The sequence below is a fragment of the Dehalogenimonas sp. 4OHTPN genome (assembly GCF_040448695.1).
Taxonomy (GTDB): domain Bacteria; phylum Chloroflexota; class Dehalococcoidia; order Dehalococcoidales; family Dehalococcoidaceae; genus Dehalogenimonas.
Genome location: NZ_CP159307.1, coordinates 1,726,505 through 1,750,158 on the forward strand (window position 1 = coordinate 1,726,505; position 23,654 = coordinate 1,750,158).

At 58.5% G+C, this 23,654-nt stretch carries 19 protein-coding genes; 10 read left to right on the forward strand and 9 right to left on the reverse strand.

What is annotated here, in order from left to right:
• Positions 1-66 precede the first annotated feature (66 nt).
• On the forward strand, positions 67-4,230 hold the full coding sequence (locus ABV300_RS09030) for an alpha-2-macroglobulin family protein (protein WP_353714516.1): 4,164 nt from the start codon (positions 67-69) through the stop codon (positions 4,228-4,230).
• A 75-nt stretch (positions 4,231-4,305) separates the two neighbouring features.
• Here the strand turns inward: ABV300_RS09030 and ABV300_RS09035 are convergent, their stop codons facing one another.
• The 6 genes from ABV300_RS09035 to ABV300_RS09060 all read right to left on the reverse strand — a co-directional run bounded on the left by ABV300_RS09035 (position 4,306) and on the right by ABV300_RS09060 (position 8,726).
• Entirely contained in the window at positions 4,306-6,651 is a 2,346-nt protein-coding gene (locus ABV300_RS09035; protein ID WP_353714517.1) for an MMPL family transporter, read from the reverse strand.
• Positions 6,652-6,760: 109 nt separating this feature from the next.
• Positions 6,761-7,201 carry a hypothetical protein gene (locus tag ABV300_RS09040; protein ID WP_353714518.1) on the reverse strand — a complete coding sequence of 147 codons (441 nt, stop codon included), beginning with the start codon at positions 7,199-7,201 and terminating at the stop codon, positions 6,761-6,763.
• A 24-nt stretch (positions 7,202-7,225) separates the two neighbouring features.
• Positions 7,226-7,504 carry a hypothetical protein gene (locus ABV300_RS09045; protein ID WP_353714519.1) on the reverse strand — a complete coding sequence of 93 codons (279 nt, stop codon included), beginning with the start codon at positions 7,502-7,504 and terminating at the stop codon, positions 7,226-7,228.
• Between the two features lie 116 nt (positions 7,505-7,620).
• Positions 7,621-7,995 carry a DUF2089 domain-containing protein gene (locus ABV300_RS09050; RefSeq protein WP_353714520.1) on the reverse strand — a complete coding sequence of 125 codons (375 nt, stop codon included), beginning with the start codon at positions 7,993-7,995 and terminating at the stop codon, positions 7,621-7,623.
• Between the two features lie 173 nt (positions 7,996-8,168).
• Positions 8,169-8,561, reverse strand: coding sequence for a response regulator (locus tag ABV300_RS09055; protein ID WP_353714521.1), 393 nt, complete (start codon positions 8,559-8,561; stop codon positions 8,169-8,171).
• A gap of 12 nt (positions 8,562-8,573) precedes the next feature.
• Entirely contained in the window at positions 8,574-8,726 is a 153-nt protein-coding gene (locus ABV300_RS09060; protein ID WP_353714522.1) for a hypothetical protein, read from the reverse strand.
• Positions 8,727-8,912: 186 nt separating this feature from the next.
• Between ABV300_RS09060 and lsrF the strand changes: the two genes are divergently transcribed.
• From lsrF to nrfD, 9 genes are all read left to right on the forward strand, one after another.
• Complete coding sequence (gene lsrF / locus ABV300_RS09065; protein ID WP_353714523.1) at positions 8,913-9,683, forward strand: 3-hydroxy-5-phosphonooxypentane-2,4-dione thiolase; 771 nt, start codon at positions 8,913-8,915, stop codon at positions 9,681-9,683.
• A gap of 24 nt (positions 9,684-9,707) precedes the next feature.
• The gene (locus tag ABV300_RS09070) at positions 9,708-10,721 is read left to right on the forward strand and encodes an alcohol dehydrogenase catalytic domain-containing protein (RefSeq protein WP_353714524.1); all 1,014 of its coding nucleotides are present in this window, start codon (positions 9,708-9,710) and stop codon (positions 10,719-10,721) included.
• A gap of 184 nt (positions 10,722-10,905) precedes the next feature.
• Positions 10,906-13,140, forward strand: coding sequence for an ATP-binding protein (locus tag ABV300_RS09075; RefSeq protein ID WP_353714525.1), 2,235 nt, complete (start codon positions 10,906-10,908; stop codon positions 13,138-13,140).
• The gene (locus tag ABV300_RS09080) at positions 13,109-13,570 is read left to right on the forward strand and encodes a response regulator (RefSeq protein WP_353714526.1); all 462 of its coding nucleotides are present in this window, start codon (positions 13,109-13,111) and stop codon (positions 13,568-13,570) included. Before ABV300_RS09075 ends, ABV300_RS09080 begins: the two co-directional genes overlap by 32 nt.
• Entirely contained in the window at positions 13,563-16,271 is a 2,709-nt protein-coding gene (locus tag ABV300_RS09085; protein WP_353714527.1) for a PAS domain S-box protein, read from the forward strand. Before ABV300_RS09080 ends, ABV300_RS09085 begins: the two co-directional genes overlap by 8 nt.
• A 443-nt stretch (positions 16,272-16,714) precedes the next feature.
• Entirely contained in the window at positions 16,715-17,506 is a 792-nt protein-coding gene (locus ABV300_RS09090) for a 4Fe-4S dicluster domain-containing protein (protein WP_353714528.1), read from the forward strand.
• Between the two features lie 3 nt (positions 17,507-17,509).
• On the forward strand, positions 17,510-18,556 hold the full coding sequence (locus ABV300_RS09095) for a hydrogenase small subunit (RefSeq protein ID WP_353714529.1): 1,047 nt from the start codon (positions 17,510-17,512) through the stop codon (positions 18,554-18,556).
• 23 nt (positions 18,557-18,579) lie between these two features.
• Entirely contained in the window at positions 18,580-20,151 is a 1,572-nt protein-coding gene (locus ABV300_RS09100; RefSeq protein ID WP_353714530.1) for a nickel-dependent hydrogenase large subunit, read from the forward strand.
• A 29-nt stretch (positions 20,152-20,180) separates the two neighbouring features.
• Complete coding sequence (gene nrfD, locus ABV300_RS09105; RefSeq protein WP_353714531.1) at positions 20,181-21,344, forward strand: NrfD/PsrC family molybdoenzyme membrane anchor subunit; 1,164 nt, start codon at positions 20,181-20,183, stop codon at positions 21,342-21,344.
• Positions 21,345-21,400: 56 nt separating this feature from the next.
• Here nrfD and ABV300_RS09110 read toward each other — a convergent pair whose 3' ends face one another.
• Genes ABV300_RS09110 through fmt form a run of 3 tightly spaced genes read right to left on the reverse strand, consistent with a single transcriptional unit; the run spans position 21,401 to position 23,374 of the window.
• Positions 21,401-21,769 carry a VOC family protein gene (locus ABV300_RS09110; protein WP_353714532.1) on the reverse strand — a complete coding sequence of 123 codons (369 nt, stop codon included), beginning with the start codon at positions 21,767-21,769 and terminating at the stop codon, positions 21,401-21,403.
• A 19-nt stretch (positions 21,770-21,788) separates the two neighbouring features.
• A complete protein-coding gene (locus ABV300_RS09115; protein ID WP_353714533.1) occupies positions 21,789-22,361 on the reverse strand; it encodes a hypothetical protein in 573 nt (190 codons plus the stop codon).
• A gap of 50 nt (positions 22,362-22,411) precedes the next feature.
• Positions 22,412-23,374 (reverse strand): methionyl-tRNA formyltransferase, encoded by a 963-nt coding sequence (gene fmt, locus ABV300_RS09120; RefSeq protein ID WP_353714534.1) that lies wholly within the window; start codon positions 23,372-23,374, stop codon positions 22,412-22,414.
• Positions 23,375-23,654: the final 280 nt, after the last annotated feature.

The following is a 23,654-nucleotide window of genomic DNA, read 5'->3' on the forward strand; positions in this document are numbered from 1 at the left end:
TATCCGACCGGCCGTTTCGCCGTTATTACTGTATGAGCAGTAAATTTTCGGCATAGGCGGTGGAATATGAAATCAAAACGGTTCGCCCTGTCTGGATTCTTCCTGGCATTAGCAATACTGGCCACCTCGGCGCCGGCTTGCAACCCGGTCTTTTCCACCGAAAGTCACGTTGCCATCGTGCCACGGGTCCTATATTCCGGCCAAACAGCGGAACTTTCGGTAGCTCTGCTGAAGGGAGACTCCTTTACCTCCGGAGATGTCAAGGTCGAACTCCTTAAAGAAGATGAAGTCGTCGCCAGTTCAAAAAGCCGAATCGGCGGCAAAGGCCTCATCCAACTCCAGGTGCCCCAACTCCCTTCCGGCGACTATCAGCTCCAGGTCAAGGGGCCAGGCTTTACCGAGAAGGCTTCTATCAAGCTTGAAAGCTCCTTCCTGCTCTTCCTGGAGACTGATAAACCCATCTACAAGCCCGGCCAGACCATCCGGATAAGCCTGATCAGCCTGAACTCCGAGCTGCGGCCGGTGAGCCAGGAGGTTACCGTCGAGGCTCAGGACGCCAAAGGTATCAAGGTCTTTAAGAAAGAAGTCTCTACCGATAAATACGGCATGGCCGAATTGGATCTGCCGCTGTCCGAAGAGCCTAATCTCGGCACCTGGAAACTGACCGCCGCCGCTGAAGATTCCAGAGCTCAGCTCGACATCAAAGTCGAAAGATATGTCCTCCCCAAATACGAGGTCAAGGTGACCTTGCCCAAGGATTGGTTCCTGGCCTCTGACCGCATCGCCGGGAAGGTTGAAGGAATATACTCCTTCGGCAAACCAGTTCAGGGAGAACTTGAGATTATCGCCAAGCGCTACGTCGGCACTTGGCAGGAGTATGCCAGGGTGGTTCTCAGTATCGACGGCGAGACGACTTTCGAACTCCCGGCAGTGGGTTATGTCGCCGGGGTGCCGGCTTCGGGCGGTCTGGGCAACGTCGATATCGAATTCGTCCTCCGCGAGCAGTCCACCGGCTATGAGGAAAAGACTACCAGGCTCCTGACCATCGCTGAAACGCCTCTTGTCCTCCGGATCGTACCCGAGGGCAACGTCTTCCAGCCGGGCTTGCCCTTCAAAATCCTGCTCCTGTCCGAAGACCCCGGCGGCAAACCGCTGCCGGCCATGGTCAATGTCACCGCCAGCTACCTCGGCGCTGACTACCAGCAGATCAGCCAGGAGTCCGTAAAGGCCGTAGATACCGGCAATGGCCTGACTACGATAATGCTGTCCCCGCCGAACAAAGCGATAGCCATGATCATCGAAGCGCGAAGCGGCGGTTCAAATGCCAGCCAGACGCTGCTGGCGGGCTATTCCCCGTCTGGTAACTTCATCCATTTGGAGATGACCTCCGCCGCCTCCCTTAAGGTCGGCGACACCGCCAAATTCCGGGTCCATGCCACCAAAGAAGCATCGAATTTTTATTACGAGGTCATCAGCGGCGGCCGGGTCGTCTTTTCAGATTTCAGCCGCAGCCGGGACATCGCTTTCCAGGTAACGCCGCAGATGGCCGGCTCCTGCCGCCTGCTGGTTTACCAGGTGCTGCCCAACTCCGAGATCGCCGCTGACTACCTGCCGTTTGGGATCGAGGCAGCTTACCCTAACCAACTGGCGGTTCAATTCAGCTCCGATGAAGCTAAACCGGGCGACAGTGTCGAGATCAATATCCAGTCCCAAGGCCAATCACGAGTCGGCGTTGTCGTCGTGGATAAGTCGGTCTTCATCCTGGCTGAGAACCGAATGAACCTGGACCAGGTGTTCGCCGAACTGGAACGGCTATATATGACTCCGCAAGCAGAACTGCATAACGTTACTATTTACCCTTCCATCTTGACTAAAGGCGCCGCCGATATTATCAAAGAGGCCGGCGTCATCATCCTTTCCGACAACAAAGTACCCGAAGGTAAAGAATATAGTTCGCCCTGGAACGACTTGCTGGCCGAACGCGGCGGGGTTGTCTTCGGCGGGGCGGAAAAGGCAGGCGCCGTACCGCCGGGACTCGCCCCCCTGCCGTCTCAGGGCAACCAGGCTATTGATACCTCCGCTCTGGCTCAAGTGGAGCGCATCCGCCAGTATTTCCCCGAGACCTGGGTGTGGCAGCAGGTGGTGACCGACGCCGACGGCAAATCCAAAATCAAGCTGACGGTGCCCGACTCCATCACCACCTGGATGCTGCGGGCGGTGGCAGTGTCCGAAGAAAGGGGACTGGGCATAGCCGAGGCGGAACTTAAGGCTTTCCAGCCGTTCTTTATCAAACTGGACCTGCCCTACTCTGCCGTCCGCGGCGAGGAATTCCCGGTAAAAGTGGCTGTCTACAACTACCTCGACATGCCGCAGGACATCGTCGTCGAGCTAACGCCCGCCGGCTGGTTCGACCTCCTCGACAATTCCCAAAAGATCGTCAGCGTCGGTCCGGGCGATGTCGGTTCGGCCTCCTTTACCATTCGGCCAAAAGGCCTGGGGTTCAACGACCTAAAGGTCACCTCCCGTTCGACCGCGGCAGCTGACGCTGTGGCGCAGCCGCTCCTAATAGAACCCGAGGGCGTGCCGCGCGAGTTTGTCGAGAACCTCATCCTCAAAGATGGGGCAACCAGAACGATCAGCACGCAAATCCCTGAAGGAGCTGTCGAGGGCTCCGGCAAGGTGTTTCTCAGCGTCACCGGCAGCTACCTGACTCAAACAATTTCCGGGCTGGAACAGCTCATCCAGATGCCCTTCGGCTGCGGCGAGCAGAACATGATCGTCTTCGCCCCTGACGTTTTCATCACCAAGTATCTCCGCGATTCCGGCCAGCTCAAGGCGGAGGTTATGGCCAAGGCTGAAAAGCTGATGATCACCGGCTACCAGCGTGAACTGACCTACCGCCGCGCCGACGGCAGTTTCTCCGCTTTCGGCAACCAGGACAAGGAAGGCAGCTTATGGCTCACCTCCTTCGTGTTGAAGAGCTTTGCCCAGGCCAGGGACATCATCTTCATCGACCAGAAGGTGCTTGATGACGCCGCGGCTTGGATCATCAAGACCCAGAATGCCGACGGCAGTTTTGAGGCGGTGGGTTTCGTCCACCACCAGGAGATGCTGGGCGGGCTGTCCGGCAAGGACGCCCTTACCGCCTATGTCGCCAGCGCCTTACTGGAGGCAGGTGAGAAGACCGCCTCGGCCCGAGCCATCAAATACCTCGAAAGCAGACTAAGCGGCATGGATGATCCGTACACTCTGGCGCTGACTGCCTACACCTTGGCGCTCGGGGGCAGCCCGCAAAAGAACGCCGCCCATGACAAACTCATGGCCATGGCTATCGAGGACGAGAACGGACTGCACTGGGGCAGCATCGGTTTCGCCGAACCGCTACCGCAGCAGCCCGCTGGCGGCGTTGGTAAACCCGGCGTCGGTGTCCCGTTCATGCCGCCGCGGGAGAACCGCACCGCCGTCGTTGAGACTACGGCCTATGCCATGCTGGCTCTGACCAGCCAAGGCGACGTGCTCAACGCCGGCCGCGCCGGCAAGTGGTTGACTTCACAGCGTAACAGCCTGGGCGGTTACGGCTCCACCCAGGACACCGTCGTCGCCCTGCAAGCCCTGACCGCATACGCCGGTAACATCCGCGCCGATGTTGACCTCACGGTCCGTGTCAACGGTCCAGGCATCGACCGCACCCTGCGCGTCACCCCGGAAAACTTCGACGTGCTTCAGGTCATCGAGCTGCCGCTCGGCGCGGAGGTTCAGATCACTGCCAGCGGCAAGGGCGAGGTCATGGCCCAGGCCGTCACCCGGTTCAATATCCCCCGGCCGGAAGAAACCGAACCTATCCTCACGGTCGACGTCGATTACGACTCGACAAATGTCGCAGTTAATGATCTGGTTCAAGTCACCGCCACCGTCAGTTTCAACCCACCGGAGTTCATCGCCTCCGGCATGGTGGTGCTGGACATCTCGGTGCCTACGGGCTTCACCCCCGTCGTCGAGTCTATCGATGCCGCAATAAAGAGTATACCCATCATAAAGCGCTACGACATCTCCGGGCGCAAGGTTATCTTCTACCTGGACGAGATCAAAGCCGGCGAGACCATCACCATCAAATTCCAGGTCAAGGCGACCTACCCGGTGAAAGCCAAAGGCGCGGTGTCACAGGTATATGCTTACTACCAGCCTGACCTCAAAGGCGAAACGCTCGGGGAGGATATGGTAATTCATTAAGCCCATTAGAGGAAAATACGAAAGGGGCGGCTATCTAGCCGCCCCTTTCGTATTGGGAAGGGAGGAACGCTATTTCTAACGGTTGTCTATCACCTGGTCATCGATGCGAACCAGTGCCGGTGAAGGCACCGGGCCGAATCCGGGCAGAACCGGCAGGCGGTGAGGAGCATGGTAAGCAGAAGCCGCCGGGGTCTCGTCAGTTTCGCCGAGTGAGATGTTAGGCAGCCAGTTGAGCCATTTAGGCAGGTACCAGTTGGCCTTGCCGAGGAGAGTCATGGTAGCCGGCACCAGGACGCAGCGCACCAGAGTGGCGTCAACCAGTACCGCGACGGCGAGGCCGAAGCCCATTTGCTGGAACATCACCATATCTCCCAGAGCGAAGCCGCCGAAGACAGCTACCATGATCAGAGCGGCGCCGGTGATGAGCTTGCCGGTGGAGGACAGGCCGAAGGCTACTGCGTCGGCTGTATTGCCGGTCTTGAGGTAGCGCTCGCGGATGCGGGACAGCAGGAACACCTGATAGTCCATAGACAGGCCGAACAGCAAGGCAAAAAGCATGAGCGGCAGCCAGCTTTCTATTACCTCAACCTGGATGAATCCGAAGAGGCTGGCGCCCACGCCCTGCTGGAAGACCAGCACCAGCAGACCATAAGCGGCGCCGACCGACAGCAGGTTCATCAGGATAGCGGTGGCCGGGATCACCACCGAGCGGAAAGCAACCGTCAGGATGACGAAGGACAACGCCAGGACAAAGGCGAAGATTATAGGCGTGTATTGATCCGTAGTAGCATTGAAATCCAGAGTACCGGCGGTGGCCCCGGTGACCATGGCGCGGGCGGGGGCGCCGGCGAAGGCCGCAGGTATGTAGTCAGTCCTTAATGCGGCAACCGCGTTCATCGAGTCCAGGCTCTGGGGATCGCCAGCCAGGGCGGCGTAAATGATCGCCAGGTCTTTGTCGGCATAGGGGACGACGCTGGCGCCGGAGAAGGCGCTGTTGGATTCAATATCCTCCAGGAGGCGGGCGATAGCGGCTTGAGTCGCCGCGGCATCGATGTCGCCGTCCACGGCGATGATAGCCGGGGCGTCCATGCCGATATGGAATTCCTCGACAAGTACCATAAAGCCGGCTTTGGCGCGCAGGTCATCCGGAAGGCCGGAAATGCCCGACATACCGGTGTTCTTATCGAAGTACGGAGCCATGGCTGCCACCAGGATGCCGGCGACGATGACCATGCTGATGATCGGTTTATGGGTGACTACTTTGACCATTCCAGCCCAAAAACCGGTGACCGCTTCCGATTCTTTCCTGTCGGCGCGGGCGCTGAAGGGCACGTGCACCTTGTTGATGCGGTCGCCCAGGAGGCTGATAATCGCCGGCAGGAGAGTCATTGAAGCGACGATAGCGGTGACGACTACCAGGATCGAGCCGATGCCCATGCTCTTGAAGATGGACAGCGGGAAGACAAGCAGGCCGACCAGGGCGAGAACGACGGTAATGCCGGAGAAGAAGATAGCTTTGTTGGCGGTCCTGCTGGTTACGGCGATAGCTTCAACCTTGTCAAGACCCTTCCGGCGTTCCTCACGGTAGCGGGAGACAATGAATAAAGAGTAGTCGATGCCGACCGCCAGACCCATCATGGTCACCATATTGGTGACGAAAAAGCTGAGATCCATCGCCTGGCCGACCAGCGAGGTCAAGCCCAGCGCGGCGACGATGGCTACAATACCGAGGGCTATAGGCAGGGTGGCGGCTACCAGGGCGCCGAAGACCACGGCCAGAACAACCAGGGCTACCAGGATGCCGATAGTCTCGCCTTTGCTCATCGTCTCTTCCGCCAGTTTGGTGGTGTCGGCGTCGAAGGAAGCGGTGCCTGTATAAAAGATCTCGAAGTCCACGTTGGCGGCGGCAAACGCGTCGCCAACGGCGTAAACTTGGTCGACGTAGTCCGAACCATTCTCCGGCATCAACAGCGGGATCATCATGCTGTGGCGGTCAGCCGAGACCAGTGATTCATCCTGAGTCATGTAGTAATTGACGCCGCCCTTGATGACGCCGTCGCCCAGGGCGGTGAGATCGGCGAAGAGCTTTTCGACCCCCGCACGGTAGGCGGCGCTGTCGACGGTATAGGTTGCCGAGCGAACGATGATCATCTCATCGTCAGTGGACTCAGCTTCAGGATCAATCGGTTGAGCCAGCCGGTCGGTGATCAGGGTATCAGCCTGCCGGGACTCGGGATTATCCATCACCTCGACCTCGGTGACCAGGACGCTGCCCAGAAGAGTCACGATGAGGCCGATGGATACCGCCAGGGATGCCAGCCACAGCCCGATGGTGACCCAGGGACGCCGGGCGGAGGCTCTTGCCAGTGATGAAATGCCGTTGTTCAGATTCATGGTGTTCCTCCCTTTTTTGTCTGCCATAATCATATCCGGGCAAAGCTCCGCCTTTAACCGCCGGTAGGACGGATTTAAACTGGATTGTGTGGGGGTTTTCAGACTGCCTGAACGGGCAGGTCGGCGCTAACGGGGTTTATTCAACGAAGACTTTAACCTTGCCGTCCCCGCCGTCGATATCCACTTCAAGTTCGGCCAGGGCTTCGATCAACTGGTCTATATCTTCATCTTTAATATTCTTGAGGTTAAGGTTGACGCCGCGGCTGTGCAATTCCGCTTCGATCTTATCCCCGGCTTCGTGGGGAATCAGTGAAGTGAATTTCATGCCAGCCCGGATGAGCGCCACCGGTACGCGCACGTTGACCCGCTCCGGAGCCCCGGCACCGCGGCTGCCGGGGCTGTCAACCAGCACTCTAAGGTACTTGATCTTGCGGCTGATACGGTCAGTCAGAACTTCGATCGGTTTATCACCGGATGCTTTCTCACCCCGGTCCACAGCTCCGAGGAGGCGCATAGCCTCATCAACAGTGATCTTCTTCGTGTCCAGCATCTCCAGTATCTTCTTGCGGCTATCCATTGTTCTTTCTCCTTGTTCTTTAGACTAAATAAAATCAAACATCATCTTGCGGTTGCCGGTCTGGATATCCAGCTTCAAGCCACGCATGGCAAAAAGCAGCCGCCACACATAAGGCCCGGCCATCATCAGCGGCTTTGCCCTGCCTGCCGGTACCAGTATTATCGCCATGATTATCACCACCGGCAGGGCGATCAGCATTAGGAGCAGCAACACCGGGTAAATCAGGAACCAGGGCAGCCACAGCCCGATGAAACCGTCTCCGGAAGGTACTTTCAGATGCAGCAGCAGCGGCGGCCAATTCATTCTTTTCTCCTAGGCAAACAGGCTTTCCAGCCAGTTCCAGATCTCGGAAATGTGGGTTAACACAAAAACCAGCAAAATAATCGACAGGATAAACCCTACGCAGCCGATAACACCTTTCACTCCAGTCTCCTAACCGCCTCGTCAGCAGAAATTTCACCCCGCTCCAGCATCTCCAGGACGTCTTTGCTTGAGTCTGCAGCCGGGCGGGGCATTGCTTCGAATTCAACCATCTTAAGCCGGCTTGCCAGCTTATCCAACCGGTTTTTTACGGTGGGATAGCTGATACCGAAAAGCCGCTCCATGTCTTTAATGGAGCCGTGGGCGCCGATGAAAGCCATGATGAAAACCTGATCCTCGGCGGACAGCGTAGCTAAAACTGGCGGAGCGAATTCCCCCTCGATAGCGATGCCGCTTTCGGTCAGCCTGACCCGCTCGACCACCAGGGCCGCTCCACCGGTTAACCGGGTCAATTCATTCCATTCTTTAATCAATTTGAACCTCCACCTTGACTTTCTGAAACTATTATACCGTATTATTTGATTTTGTCAATAGTTATTTTAAATATTTTCATATATTACTCAGGCATCAATGACAATTCTGGAGTTTCACGAGACGTTTCAATGGGGGGGGTTAGAATCTGATCGGCGGCGCGCCATCGATCGGATTACCGGCTGGGGCAGTCTGCGGGCTTCCGGCCGGCCAGTCTACCGAGAGAATTGAGGAGGATGCAGGGGTTGTCGTTCTTGCTGAAAAATCGGTCGGCGCCGCCGTTCAGGGCAGCCTGTCGGGCTTCCGGGCGGGCGCTCATAGCGATGACCGCGGCGCCGGGACATAATCTCCTGAGCTCATGTATGAAACCGCCGCCGCTGGATTTGCAGGCTAATTGCCAGTCAAGCAGGATGATGTCCTGGGTGCTACCGGCGGCAAGGTTGACGGCTTCATCGGCGCGGCCGGCGACGGAAACCAAGGTGTCCGGCTGCTGCTCTAAAAACAGCTTGAGCGCCGAACATACCTGAGGGTCGCCGTCGGCTACCAGCACTCTCAGACTGTTATTCATTCTACGTTGTCCCTATCGGTCCAGCAGGCGGCTAATGCCGCCGCCGCTGGCGCTGTCGGGATAGACATCCACCCGGCGCTCTTCCCTGATTGGAATGCGCGACGCGTGAAGATCAGCCAGCCAGGCGGCGGTGCTGATAGCGGCGGCTAATAACACTAACCACATATCTTTTCTCCTTTGTTTATTTGATTGAATAATACGCCGGTCAAGTGCCGGGGTAATCTGCTGTTGGATCGGATTTCAGATAGCCGCAGGGCGGGTTTTTATTTAGCCGTTAGGCTAGGCGAGGGCTTCTTGCCGTTGCCCCGGCGTTTGCCTATACTTACGCCGTAACATACGTGAGGTGCTGCGATGGATTTTGGCATGGCAAACCGGCTGTCAAAGATATTCCGTAATGATGACAGGACCGTCATGCTGGCAGTGGACCACGGCTACTTTCAGGGGCCGACCACCGGCTTGGCCGAGTTCGGCGCCTGCATCCCGCCGCTCGCCGCTGAAGCCGACTGCCTGTTCATCACCCGCGGCATGCTCCGCAGCTGCATTGACCCGGGGTTGAACGCCTCCATCTGCCTCCGCGTTTCCGGCGGACCATCCATCCTGGGCGAGCTATCACGGGAAGACGTGGTGGTGTCGATCGAAGAAGCCCTCCGGCTCAACGCCGCCGCCGTGGGCATGTCCATCTTCGTCGGCGCCCCGGACGAAGAAAGAACCGTCGCCTCTCTGGGGCGTTTGGTCAGCGAGGCCGAGCGTTACGGCCTGCCGGTGATGGCGGTGACCGCCGTGGGCAAGGATATGGCCCGCGACGCCCGCTACCTCGGCCTGGCCTGCCGCATGGCCGCCGAAGCCGGGGTGCGTATTGTAAAAACCTACTACTGCGATAATTTCGAGAAAGTGGTCTCCGGCTGCCCGGTGCCCGTCGTCATCGCAGGCGGCAAGAAAATGCCTGAAATGGCGGCCTTGCAGATGACCGTCGAGGCTCTTAAAGCCGGGGCTAAAGGCGTAGACATGGGCCGCAATATCTTTCAGTCGGATAACCCGGCCGGTATGCTCCGCGCCGTGAAGGCCATAGTGCATGACCAGGCGACTGCCGAGCAAGCTTTCGCCATTTACCGGGACGGGTAAAACCGGCTCCCGGTGGAGGACCTCGTGAAAGTCGCCGTTTATTATTCCAACGCGGACATCCGCATTGAAGACCGGCCGGTGCCCGAAATCGGTCCAGGCGAATTACTCATCGCCATGAAAGCCTGCGGTATCTGCGGCACCGACGTCATGGAATGGTACCGCAAACCCAGGGCGCCCCGGGTGCTCGGCCATGAGATGGCAGGAGAGATCGTCCAGATCGGCGATGGCGTGACCGGTTTTCGCGTCGGCGACCGGGTATTCGTCTCCCACCACGTGCCCTGCTTCAACTGCCGTTACTGTGAAACCGGCCGGGAGTCCGCCTGCCAGACGCTGCACGCCGGCAATTACGACCCGGGCGGTTTCGCTGAATTCATCTGCATACCGGAGTTAAACGTGCGCCACGGTACCTTCACCTTGCCCAACAACATCAGCTTCGAGGAAGCGGCGATGATCGAGCCCCTGGCCTGCGCCGTCGCCGGGCAAAAGCGCTTAAACGTTGCTGAAGGACAAACTATCCTGGTCATCGGCGCCGGCATCTCCGGCCTGTGCCACATCCGCCTGTCCGTACTCTCCGGAGCGAAAGTCATCGCCTCGGACATCAACCCTGCCCGGTTAGAGAAGGCCTCCCGGATGGGCGCCGCGCATGTTCTGGACGCCGCCGCCTTTTCGACGGACCGGTTGAAAGAACTTAACGGCGGCCGCCTGGCAGACACGGTCATCGTTTGCGCCGGCGCCGAAAAAGCCGCCACCGATGCTTTTGATTCCGTCGACAAGCGCGGGGCAATCCTCTTCTTCGCCGTGCCGCCGCGGCCGCTGGAGCTGCCTTCAGTCCGTTTCTGGCGGGAGGAAATCTCCGTTCTGTTCTCCTACGGCGCCGCCACGGCTGAAATCAAGGAGGCGTTGGATCTCATCGCCGGCGGGCGTTTCGCCGCCCGGGACATGATCAGCCATGTCCTGCCGCTGTCCCGGATAACCGAGGGCTTCAAACTGGTAGCCGAGGCAAAAGACTCTCTAAAAGTAGTCGTCGTGCCGGATTGAGCTGATTTTGTAAATTATCGTACTAAACCTATTGACTTTGTATAACAGTGGTGTTAGTTTTTAACATTAAGAAATCCTGCGCTTTGTTTAGGGGAATCTGCCGTGATCCGCAGGCCTTTGCTGGTGAGGTATCGAACTCTTCTCGTATTCTATAGCGACCTGACCCCTCCGGAGGCAGCCTAAAATGGCTTCCCCCGGCACAGGCTGGGGCGCTAGGCGCAGCGTACTGGCGCCGTATTTCGTCTTCAATTTCGTGGCTATTGCTGTCGCTCTTTCGCTGCTGTCATTCGCCGCCATCACCATCGGCCGCGGTGCCATTGAGCGGAACGTGAAAGCCCAGATGGAAAGCGTAGCCGCCCTCAAAGAGCAGCACATACACGAGTGGATAACCCACCTCAGCCATACCTCTTTCTGGATCTCGGGAGATCCGGAAATCCGCAGCGGCGCGCTGGTGCTGACCGGCAGTGAAATTACGCCGGAACAGCGTCTGGAGATCAGTTCGTTCCTCCGTGATGAGTTCCAGCGCGCCGTGAACCTCGGTGACATCAGCCATATCGCCTTGATGGATCTATCAGGGAAAATCATAGTCGCCACGGATCCTGGCTGGGAAGGCTTAAACCGGGCCTCGCAGCCCTATTTTACCGGTGGAAAGCTGCGGCTTTTTGTCTCTGATGTTTTTCAGAGCTCTTTGCTGGGACAACCGGCAATAGTAATCTCATCTCCGATGCAGGACTCTGACGGGGTCGCTTCGGCCGTCCTGGCGATGTACGTTGACCTTACCGAATTGAGCGCCATCATGACCGAGCGCGCCGGGCTGGCCGAGACCGCTGAAACATTCGCCACCAATAGCGACCGCCTGCTCCTCACACAGTTAACCAACCGGCCCGGATCTATCTTTGAGACCGTCATCACCGGCGAAGGCATTACCCGCGCGGTAAACGGCGAGGAGGGCGTCGACCTCTTTGTTGATTACCGCGGCGAACCGGTCATCGGCGCCTATCGCTGGATACCGGAATATCAGATGGCTTTGGTCGCCAAAATAGACCAGGCGGTGGCCTTCGCACCGGTCCGGGATTTGCGCAACCTGGTGATCCTTATCGCAGGCGGGCTTTTCGCCGCAGTGTTGATTTCCGGCGTGTGGTCGGTGCGCCGGACTACGCGCTCCCTGTCCGGCCTGGCGGCTTATGCCGTCAGAATCGGCGCCGGCGATTTTTCTGCTGCGGTCTCGACCGAGGGTGAAAATGAGGTGGCGCTGGTTGCCCAAAATATCAAGGCTATGGTCGACCGCCTTCATCAAACCCAGAATGAACTGGAAGACCTTTACAACGCCGCCCCCTGCGGCTACCATTCGCTCGATGCCGAAGGCCGTTTCACCCGGATCAATGATACCGAACTGCGCTGGCTGGGCTACCGCCGTGAAGAAGTGGTGGGCGTCAAGCGTTTCCCCGACCTGCTGGCCCCGGAAAGCGTCGAGGTATTCAAGCAGAACTTCCCGCGTTTCAAAGAGTCCGGGGCGGTCAAAGACCTTGAATTCGACCTGGTCCGTCGGGACGGCTCGATTCTGCCGGTACTTCTTTCGGCCACCGCCGTCAGAAATGACCGGGGAGAATATCTGAGCAGCCGGTCAACGGTGATCGACTACACCGATAAAAAACGCTCCCGGCTGGAGCTTGAAACAGCGAACCGTTCACTCGCCGCCGCCAACGCGGAGCTGGAGGCCTTCAGCTACTCCGTGTCCCACGATCTCCGGGCGCCTTTGCGCAGCATAGACGGCTTCAGCCAAGCGCTCCTCGATGATTACAACAGCTCTCTGGATGACACCGGCAGGGACTATTTGAACCGCGTGCGCGCCGCCACCCAGCGCATGGGGCATCTGATTGACGACATGCTCAGCCTGTCCCGCGTCACCAGAACGGAGTTCAAACTGGAAACAGTGGACTTGACCTCCCTCGGTTTTGAGATAACGAACGAACTCGCCGCCGCCGAGCCTGACCGCGAGGTGGCTGTCTCCATCGCTCCGGGCATCAACGTCTCAGGCGACCGACACCTGCTGCGGGTGCTGCTGCATAACCTCCTGGAGAACGCCTGGAAATTCACCAGGAAGACGCCGGATGCCCGCATCGAGTTTGGGCGGGCGTTTACTGACGAGGGAGTGGTATATTCCGTTATGGATAACGGCGCCGGGTTCGATATGAAATACGCCGACAAACTCTTTAGCCCTTTCCAGCGGCTGCACGCCGTTAGCGAGTTCCCCGGCACCGGCGTCGGGCTGGCCATCGCCCGCCGCGTCGTCAGCCGCCATCGCGGCCGGATTTGGGCTCAGGCGGAGCCGGGCAAGGGCGCCGCCGTTTATTTTACCCTGGATATTAATGAAGGAGGACAGGCGAATGGAGAACCGCTCGATGCTGCTGCTGGTTGAGGATAACCCGGATGATGTCCTACTGACGGAACGGGCGCTTAAAAAACAAAACATCCTGAACAAGATGACTGTGGTCACCGACGGGCAGCAGGCGCTTGATTTTCTGCTGGGCGGCGGCGCCTTCGCCGGCCGTGATACCCGGGACCTGCCCGCCCTGATCCTCCTTGACCTGAAGCTGCCGAAAATTGACGGTCTCGAGGTGTTGAAGCAAATCCGCACCAATGAATTCACCAAACTCATTCCGGTAGTCATCCTGACGTCTTCCAGAGAAGAACAGGATGTCATCCGTTCCTATTCCCTCGGCGCCAACAGCTTCATCCGCAAACCGGTTGATTTCATCCAGTTCACCGAAGCGGTCAGGCAGCTCGGCCTGTACTGGCTGCTGCTGAACGAACCGCCGCCGAGAGGAGGCCGAAGCCAAGATGGATAAATTGATCCGCCTGTTGATTGTTGAGGACAACCCGGATGACGCCGTTTTAGTGACCCGGGCGCTTGAGCGCCGCGGCATGGAGCTGGAGTGGCGGCGGGTGGAGACCGCGGAGGCCATGTACCAGGCGCTGAAACAGGAACAATATGATCTCATCATTGCCGACTACCGGCTGCCCCATTTCTCCGCTCCCGAGGCCATCAAACTGCGCGACCGGCTGGCGCCGGAACTGCCCCTGATCATCGTCTCGGGCACTATCGGCGAGGAACTCGCCGCCGATGCCATGGTCGCCGGCGCCCAGGACTATGTCATGAAGAACAACCTCACCCGGCTTCAGGTAGCGGTGGAGCGGGAGCTGCGTGAGGCGGGAGTGCGGCGCAAGCGCCGGGAAGCTGAAGCCGCCCTGAACCGCACCCGGGAACAATACGCCAACCTGATAGAAAATACCCATGACCTGGTGCAAAGCATCGACGGGTCCGGCAAGCTGCTCTTTGTCAATAATGCCTGGCTCGCCGTTCTGGGTTATTCCCTCGATGAAGTCGCCGGCCTCAATATTGCCGACGTCGTCCATCCGGATTCCCTGGCGGCGTGCCATTCCATAATGGCTCTGGTAAAAAGCGGCGTTCACCCCAGGGGATTCGAGATCAAGCTCCGGACTAAACAGGGAGAGGACGTGATCGCCGAGGGCAACACCGTCGGTTACTTCGTTGACGGCGTCTTTGCCAGTACCCTGACCATTTTCCACGATATCACGGCACGGAAGCGGCATGGGGAGAGGATATCCCATCTCAACCAGGTGCTGGGCATCATCCGTGATATCAACCAGCTAATCGTCGGTGAAAACGACGAAAAAAGCTTGCTGCAGAAAGCCTGCGAACGGATGGTGTTCCCCGGCTCGGACTACGGCGCCGCCTGGATTAGCCTGGTTAACCCCGGGGGCGAGATGGATCTGGTTGCCAACGCCGGTTCTACGGTCGAAGGCTGCGGCTGCATCGAAAGGGTGCTCGATATCACTGACCTGGCGCACGACCGGCTGGTCAGCCACCGCTGCCACCTGGGGCGGTTTTCCGCCGCTCTTTCTCTGCCCCTGTCGATCGAAAGCCAGCCTGTTGGAATCATGAACGCCTGTTTTATTAAAGCCCCCACCCTTTCCGCGGAGGAGAAGGATCTGATGCTGGAGCTGGCCGGCGACCTGGCGCTGGGCATAGAAAAGATCCGCAAACGCGAGGAGCTTGGGCGCCGTAACCAATTCATCGAGACTATTATCGACAGCCTGCCTATCGGCCTGGCGGTCAACCGGATGAGCGACGGCTCGACAGTTTACATCAACCCCATGTTTGAAAAGGTATATGGTTGGCCCAGGCGGGAAATCAGCGGCGTCGCCGAGTTTTTCCAGAAGGTATATCCTGACCCGGAATACCGGCGCCAGATCCAGGAAAGGGTGATGGTGGACATTTCAAGCGGCGACCCGGCGCGGATGCGCTGGGAAAACATCATGATTACAACCCAAACCGGGGAAAAACGTTTCATCAGCGCCGCTAACATTCCCCTGCCGGAACAGGGACTGATGATTTCAACCGCCTGGGACGTCACCGAGCGGTCGAAGGCGCAGCAGGAAATCGCGCTCAAGGCTCAGCTTCTTGACTCCGCCACCGACTCCATTTTCCTGGTCGAGCCCGGCGGCCGGATCGTCTACGCCAACGAGGAAGCCTGCAAATCACGCGGCTATAACAGGGAGGAAATCTTAAGACTCAACATCACCGACATCCGCACCCCGGATATGGCAGGGCTTTACAAAGATCAGATCGAACAGGTGCTGAGGGATGGCGAAGCCAGTTTCGAAGCGACTCACCTTCGAAAAGACGGCACCGTGTTCCATGTTGAGGCCAGGGCAAAGAAAATCACCAGCGGCGAGCGGACGCTCATTTTGGCCATCGCCCGCGACATCACCGAGCGCCGGAGAATGGAAAACCAGTTGGTGGTTACCGACCGCCTAGCTTCGGTCGGCGAACTGGCCTCCGGCATCGCCCATGAGATCAACAACCCGCTGACCGGCATCATCGGCTTCGCCGAACTGCTCAAAGAAAAGGAGCTGCCGGCCGATGTGGCGGATGACGTTGACGTAATTTACCGGGAAGCCATGCGCTGCGCCGAGATCATCCGCAATTTACTGACTTTCGCCAGGCAGCACCATTCGGAGCGGCAGTTGCTGAACGTCAACAATGTCGTGGAAAAAGTGCTGGAACTCCGGGCTTATGAGCAGCGGGTGAACAACATCAGCGTGACACGGCGTTTGGACGCCGGCCTGCCCGCCGTCCATGCCGATTTTTTCAGTCTGCAGCAGTGCTTCCTGAATATTGTCATCAATGCTGAATACTTCATGAGGAAAGCCCACAATGGCGGCAATTTAACCGTCGCCACTGAACTCGCCGGAGACTTTATCCGGATAACCTTCACCGATGACGGACTGGGTATCCCGCCCGAGATCGTTGACCGCCTGTTCGACCCGTTCTTTACCACCAAGGAGGTGGGCAAGGGCACCGGGCTGGGGCTGTCCATCTGCCACGGCTTGATTCAATCCCACGGCGGCACCATCAGGGCGGAAAATGCCCCGGGGGGCGGCGCGTCATTCATCATTGACCTGCCGCTGGAACAGCCCGCCCATGAATCAGGCGCCGGGGGTAACGCAGGGTTAATCAGTTGATTCGTACCAATTTTAACATCCAAGGTAACGGCGGTAACCCTTTTCCCAGACTTGCTCATGATGGTTGATTGACGCGCTTTTAAAGCCGATGCTATCATCTCGCGAGTCGCTGTGAATGGCCTGACTCGGAATCCGGCGGATTGAAGCTGGCGGACCGGAAATCGTTCTTCCGGCGGATTTGCTAGACGGATCGGACCGCCACTCGCGGCAGTTGATACTTCGGGGCGATGAATTTGACCTTCAATCCTGGAAAAAACAGGACCGAGTGAATAATCACCGATGACGTTATCAAGTTCTAATACTTGGGAATACTGCGGTCAACTTTCCCCATCTGAACATAAATTGTTCTCTTCCAGCCTTATCTTTGATACAATAGCGATGATTGTCGCGCGCCTGGACCCAACATCGGGTAGCCGGATTAACAGATGTGAAGGAGACCGCTGATGCCTGCCGGAATGCTCATCGACACCACCAAATGCATCCTCTGTCTGAGATGCGAAAACGAGTGCCACAGTTTCTACGGGCTCCCCAATAAACGGTTGGAAGGAACCGACGACGCGCCGGAACTTGACGCTTATCATTACGTAGTTCTACAGGCTCATGAGGTGGCGACCCCCACCGGTCGGCGCACCATAGGCGTGTCCAAGCGCTGCCTGCACTGCTTCAGCCCCGCCTGCGCTTCGGTCTGCCCGGTAGCGGCGCTGCATAAGACCAAAGAGGGCCCGGTCGTTTGGGACGAAGGCCGCTGCATCGGCTGCCGCTACTGCCAGAACGCCTGCCCGTTCGATATCCCCAAGTTTGAATGGGACGTGGCCTGGCCCAAAATCCAGAAGTGCATCTTCTGCCATGAGAAACGCCTGCTGCAGGGAAAAATCCCGGTCTGCGCTGAAGTATGCCCCACCCAGGCGATACGTTTCGGGGAACGGGCTGATATGATCGCTCTGGCGCACCAGCGCATCTCGGAAAGCCCTGAAAAATACTTCAACCACGTTTACGGCGAAGAGGAGGTCGGCGGGACGCTCAAGTTGTATATCGGCGCGGTGGATATGCGCCAGCTTGGCTTCCCGAGTGAGGTTGAGCCAGAAATGTACCCGGAATACACCCACGAATTCCTGAGCAAGATTCCCGTCGAGATCGCTTCTCTTGCCCTGTTCCTGGGAGGCGCCTATCTCTTCCGCAGCCGCCGCGAAGCCGCTTTGGCAAAGCAAAATCATGACACTGAGAAGCGAGGTTAAAAGGTGACAGTAAGACTTTCCCGACGTCATTTTGTCGAACTCGCCGCCGGTTCCACCGCCGCCCTCGGCATGTCCCTTTTCAAATACCCCGAATTTGAGCGCCTGCTTGCTCAGTCGCTGCAAGAAGTGCCGGTCATCTGGTTTCAGGGTTCCGGCTGCAACGGCTGCAGTGTTTCGGTCCTCAATACCTTTCCGGTCACCATCCAGAACCTGCTGCTCACCGAGGTTGTCTCCGGTAAGCATGTGTCCCTGCGCGTTCACAACACCGTCATGGCGGCCCAGGGCGACCTCGCCATGAAAGCCCTTTACGACACCGAGACCGGACCCTTCGCCCTGGTCGTCGAAGGCGGCATCCCGCTCAAAGACGACGGTTTCTATTGCGAAGTGGGCGAAAAAGACGGCCACGGCATCCCGATGACCGAAACCATCGCCCGGCTCGGTCCGAAAGCCATCGCCACCATCGCCATTGGCACCTGCGCTTCCTCCGGCGGTATCTCTTCGACCCCGCCCAACATCGGCGAGGTGGTTGGTGTGGCCGAGTTCTACAAGCAGGAAGGCATCACCACGCCAGTAATCAACGTGCCAGGCTGTCCGCCCCACCCGGACTGGTTCGTCGGCACGCTGGCCCAGGTACTGATGAACGGCCCGGAATCCGTCGAAGTCGATGAGGATTTGCGGCCGCTGGCTTTCTACGGTAAAACGATCCATGATCAGTGCCCCCGCCGCGGCAGTTTCACCGCCAACCAGTTCGCAAAAAACTTCGGCGAACCGGATTGCCTCTACCTGCTCGGCTGCAAAGGCCCGGTGACCCACGCCGACTGCAACATCCGCTTGTGGAACAACAAAACCCGCTGGTGTATCGAAGCCGGCGCCCCGTGCATCGGCTGTGCCGAGCTCAAGTTCCCCGGCCACCTCGGCCCGATCCACGAGCCGATCGACCTGTCTAAAACCCTCGACAAGGCCGCCATCGGCATCGCCGCCGCCGCCGCGGTGGTCGGCGTGACCGCCGCCGTCGTCACCAAATCATCGGGCGAAAAGTCCGGGCACTAACCGAGAAAGCGAAGGATAGATAAATGGGAACAATAGTCATCGATCCCGTCACCAGGATTGAAGGCCATCTTAAAATCGAGGTGGTGGTGGAAAACGGCGTGGTCAAGGACGCCCATTCCTCCGGCACCCTCTTCCGCGGCTTCGAGATGTTCATGAAAGGCCACAATCCTACCGATGCCCAGCATTATACCCAGCGCATCTGCGGCGTATGCCCGGTCTCGCACGGGGTGACCTCGGTGCTGAACCTGGACAGCGCTTTCGGCATCGCCGATAAAATCCCTGCCAACGGCCGTATCATCCGCAATCTCATCCAGGCCGGCAACACCATCCAATCCCACATCCTGCATTTCTACCATCTGGCGGCGCTGGACTACGTTGACGTTACCGCCGCCGCCGATTATTCCGGTTCGGATCCCGGCCTCATCAAGGTTCGTGATTTTATCGGTCGGGCGCTGGCGGCAGGGAATACAGCCATGCTCGGTCCGTTCTTCCCCCGCTACGAGGGAGACTACCGCCTGCCCAAAGCCATCAACCAGAAGGCTGTTGCCGATTATGTCAAAGCCCTGGACATGCGGCGGCTGGCCCATGAAATGACGGCCATCTATTTCGGCCGCATTCCCCACGGCCCGGGGCTGGTTGTCGGCGGCGTCACCCAGGGACCTACCGCCGACAACATCCAGTTGTACCGCCAGAAACTGACCGTTCTCAGGGACTTCATTGATAACGTTTACCTGCCGGATGTCATCGCCGTCGCCGAGGTTTACGCCGACCATTTCGAGCAGGGTTTCGGCTGCGGCAAGGTGCTGTCCTACGGCGTCTTCGACCTCGATTCCAACGCCGACCTGACCAAACGCAGGCGCTTCCAGCCTCAGGGGGTGGCCAATGCCTCTCTGTCGCTTTCGGCGATGGATCCCAAGTCCATCACCGAGGACGTCAAGTACAGCCGCTTTTCCACCCCGTCGGCCTACCCCGGCGACGGCGATACCAAGGACGACCCGCATAAAACCGGCGCCTATACCTGGCTCAAGGCCCCTCGCTACAAGGGCGGCGTCCACGAAGTCGGCCCGATGCCGCGGATGCTGGTCGCCTACCTTTCCGGCGACGCGGCGGTCAAGAAAATGGTGGATGATACCCTGACCCATTTCAAAGCCCCGCCATCTGTCCTGTTCAGCACCCTCGGCCGCCACGCCGCCCGGGCGCTGGAGTGCAAGCTGGTGGCTGACGCCGCCGACAAATGGCTGGACGAACTGAAGCCAGGCGAGCCCTTCAACGTGCCTTTCGAAATCCCGGACGAAGCCGAAGGCATGGGGCTGTGGGAAGCTCCGCGCGGCGCGCTGGGCCACTGGATTTCCATCAAGGACAAGAAGATCGACCGCTATCAGTGCGTCGTGCCGTCCACATGGGACTGCTCGCCGCGTGACGATAAAGACCAGCCCGGCCCGATTGAGCAATCCCTCATCGGCGCCAAAGTGAAAGATGAGGCTAATCCCTTCGAAGTCGTCCGCATCGTCCGCGCCTACGACCCGTGCCTGGCCTGCGCCGTCCACCTGTTGCGTCCCAACGGCGATGTCATCGGCCAGTTCCGTGTTGCCTGAATGTCCTGAAACCAGCAAGGAGGTGCCATTTGACCAACCGAAACGTACCCCTCTTTAGCTTCTGGGGCGTCGTCCAGTTCCTGTTCCTGCTGGGCGCCATCGGCGTGGCTGTCGCCAAGCTGATCTGGGGCCTGGGGGCGGTGACCAACCTGTCAGACAACTGGCCGTGGGGCCTGTGGGTCGCCTTCGACGTCGGCGTTTACATCGCCTCGGCGGCCGGCGGCTTCGTCCTGGCGGCCATCGTCTACATCTTCAAGGTGGAAGCCTTCCGGCCGCTGGTCAAGCCGGCCATCCTGATCGCCACCCTGGGCTACACCATCGGCGCCTTAGGCATCGCCATCGACCTGGGCCGCAGCCCCTTGATCATCCACCCGCTGTGGATGTGGCAGCCCGGCTCGATCATGTTCGAGGTGGCTTGGTGCGTCATGATGTACCTGACGGTGCTTTACCTGGAGTTCTCGCCCAACCTTTTCGCCCGCTTCGGCTGGGTGAAGGCCGCATCGGTGCAACACGCGCTGGTCGTCCCCCTGGTCATCTTCGGCATCCTTCTGTCCTTCCTGCACCAGTCGAGCCTGGGCGCCCTGTTCCTGATCACGCCTGACCAGCACGGGCTGTGGCATCTGCCGCTGATGGGCTATCTCTTCGTCATCTCGGCCATGTCGCTGGGCTTGTCGGTGCTGACCTTCTTCTCGGTCATCATGGCCAAGAGCTGGAAACTGACGCTGCGGATGGACCTATTGCCCAAGGTCATGGCCATCGCCGCCTGGATCCTGGTCTTCTACCTGGGCCTGCGCTTCTACGATACGGCGGCCTCCGGCGGCTTCTCGGAGTTCGCCTTCGACGAGTTCGGGGCGCTGTTCCTGGTGGAGGTCGGCCTGGGCATGGTACTGCCGATCATCCTGATCGCCATGAAGAAGGTGCGGGAGTCCCGGAGCGGCTTGCTTTGGGCGTCGTCGCTGATCATCATGGGCCTGGTTTTAAACCGGGTGAACACCCTGGTCATCTCCCATGCGCCGGCGCGCTTCGGCAGCTACTTCCCGACGGTGTGGGAGTTCATCTTCACCCTGGGACTCATCTTCGGCGCCATGTTTGCCTTCCGGCTGGCGGCGCGCTACCTGCCGCTGTTCTCCGAACAGAAGGCCGGACTGCCTGAATCAGTCGCCCGCGCCAACCCTGAAGTGGTGACTGCCTGATCCTGCTGTCGAAGGAAATCTTAAAAAGAGAGGAGCCTCTTCCGGCTCCTCTCTTTTTACTTCTCCGCTGTTTTTTCCAGCATCGCCAGGGTGACCCCGGAGGGTTCGTTAAACAGGCAAATCTTCGTTGAGTCATTTACCGAAAATGGCGGTTCGACAATGAAGCCGCCGGATTTTTCAACCAGCCTGGCTTTTTCTTCGATATCTTCCACCCGGATGTAGATGGTGAGAAAAGGCAGTTTGGCCCGCCGCAAAGTGAACACTCCCCCGCCGCTGAACGCCGATGATGACCCCCCGGCGGGAATCTCATGGATAGTGGTGGCAGGATCATATTCAAGGTCCCAATCGAAGACTTTGCGTAAAAAATCAACGGTCTTCACAGCGTCCGACGACGCCAATTCCCAATATACAACCGGGTTCTTCAAATTGTTCTCCCTGAAAATATCAGGTTCTGGCTTCAGCCCCGATAAAAATGACATGCTCGCGGTTCACCGCCGCGAACCCGAATTTCCGTCCGTATGAAGCTAGATCGACATTAAGTTCAACATCTGTCAGGGGTAAAAAGGCTTCATCCCGGTGCAAAGCGGCTGGCAGGTCCTGCCATGTCTCGCCGAAAAATGAGCCGCGTACCAGCAGGTGCGGCAACTCGACTTCAGCCCGCATCGCTTTTTTTTGTCGCATCGGGTGAGAGCGTTCCATACGGCAGCCTTCGATACAGCCGTGTTCAACGACACACAGGATGCTGCCCCGCCTGGCGTAACCGGCCTCCAATTGCCGGTGCGGTATCGCGGCGCCCGGTGCGTATACTGACACATTTCGGATTTCCAGATACTCCCGGCTTAAACTGGCTGTCGGGTTGACGCAGGAGTTTAAAGCGTCGAGAAGCCGTTGATTGGTTTTACAGGTGATTTCTCCATGATATAAAGCATCTGCGGTAAACACGGACACTTCAATACGCTGCATTTGAGCTGCAAGGTGTTTGGTTTCCTGCTTGTTTGTAGCACCGGAAGACATCATTTCGCGCCCCCTCTACACCGGGAGGATACTAGCACTATTTGAACGGTCATTCAAGGGGATTTACGGCACTGATCTTGCCCGAGAATCGCCCCTTCGAACCCCCTGGCCCCCCGCAGGAACTCATCGGCCGTCGCGGCCTTCTTGCCCTCCTGCTGGAGTCCCTTGACGCCCAGCACGCCGTCTCCGGTGACGATCCCGAACGGCATTGACGGTTGGCCGGCAAGAGCGGTAACCGCGCCGGCGGGTGCTGCCGCCGGTATATCGAGCGGTCGGGTCTCGATGAGTTTCAACAGTCTGCCTTCCCAGGTGGTAAAGGCTCCCGGCCACGGTTGGAACGCCCGCACCTGCCGCCAGATCTCTATCGCCGGCCGGTTCCAGTCGATACAACCCTGCTCTTTGCTGAGCATCGGGGCATAGGTTGCCCCCGCCGCGGGCTGCGGCGCCGGGGCAATTTCACTGCCCGTGATGCGCGGCAAAACCTCAAGAAGAAGGTTGGAACCGAGACAAGCCAGGCGTTCGGTCAGCGAGCCGGTGGTATCATTGTCGCAAATCGGGGTCGAAGCTGTGGCAAAGACAGGACCGGTGTCAATACCGGCGTCCATGCGCATGATCGAGACTCCGGTGGATTCATCACCGGCCAGTATAGCAGCGGCCACCGGGGCAGCGCCGCGGTGCCGGGGCAGTAATGAAGCATGCACGTTGATGCAGCCGTACATCGGAATTTGGAGTACTGATTGCGGCAGAATCAGGCCGTAGGCGGCGACGATGATGGCGTCAGGTGCCAGAGACCGCAATTCTTCGGCGACTTCCGGTTTTTTCAATGAGCGCGGTTGAATGATCTTGAGGCCGAGACCGTCCGCCAGGGCTTTCACCCGAGAAGCGGTTAGTGACCGGCCGCGGCCGGCCGGGGCGTCGGGGCGGGTATATACAGCGGAAACGGCGTAGCCAGCCCCTATCAGCCCTCGAAGGATCGGAACGGCAAACTCAGGCGTGCCCATGAAAACCAGTTTCATTGAATCAGTACCATTTTCTCGGGGCGATTGTAGCACCAAATATTTATTTTTTCACCGCAGCCGGGCATTACGATTGCGTGGGCTAAAAAATAGAGCAACAGAGAGTATCGCGCAGAGTAGCGGGGGGCTGAAGCACGTGCACAGCCCCTTGTAACGGTTGCCCGCGGCAGTATCCGGCTGGTAGTATAGATACATCTTTTTGACGGCTTCCGCCGTGACAAAACGACCCTAGGAAAAGCTTGAAGACGGGGGCGTTTTGTCTCTCAACGGGGAGATATAG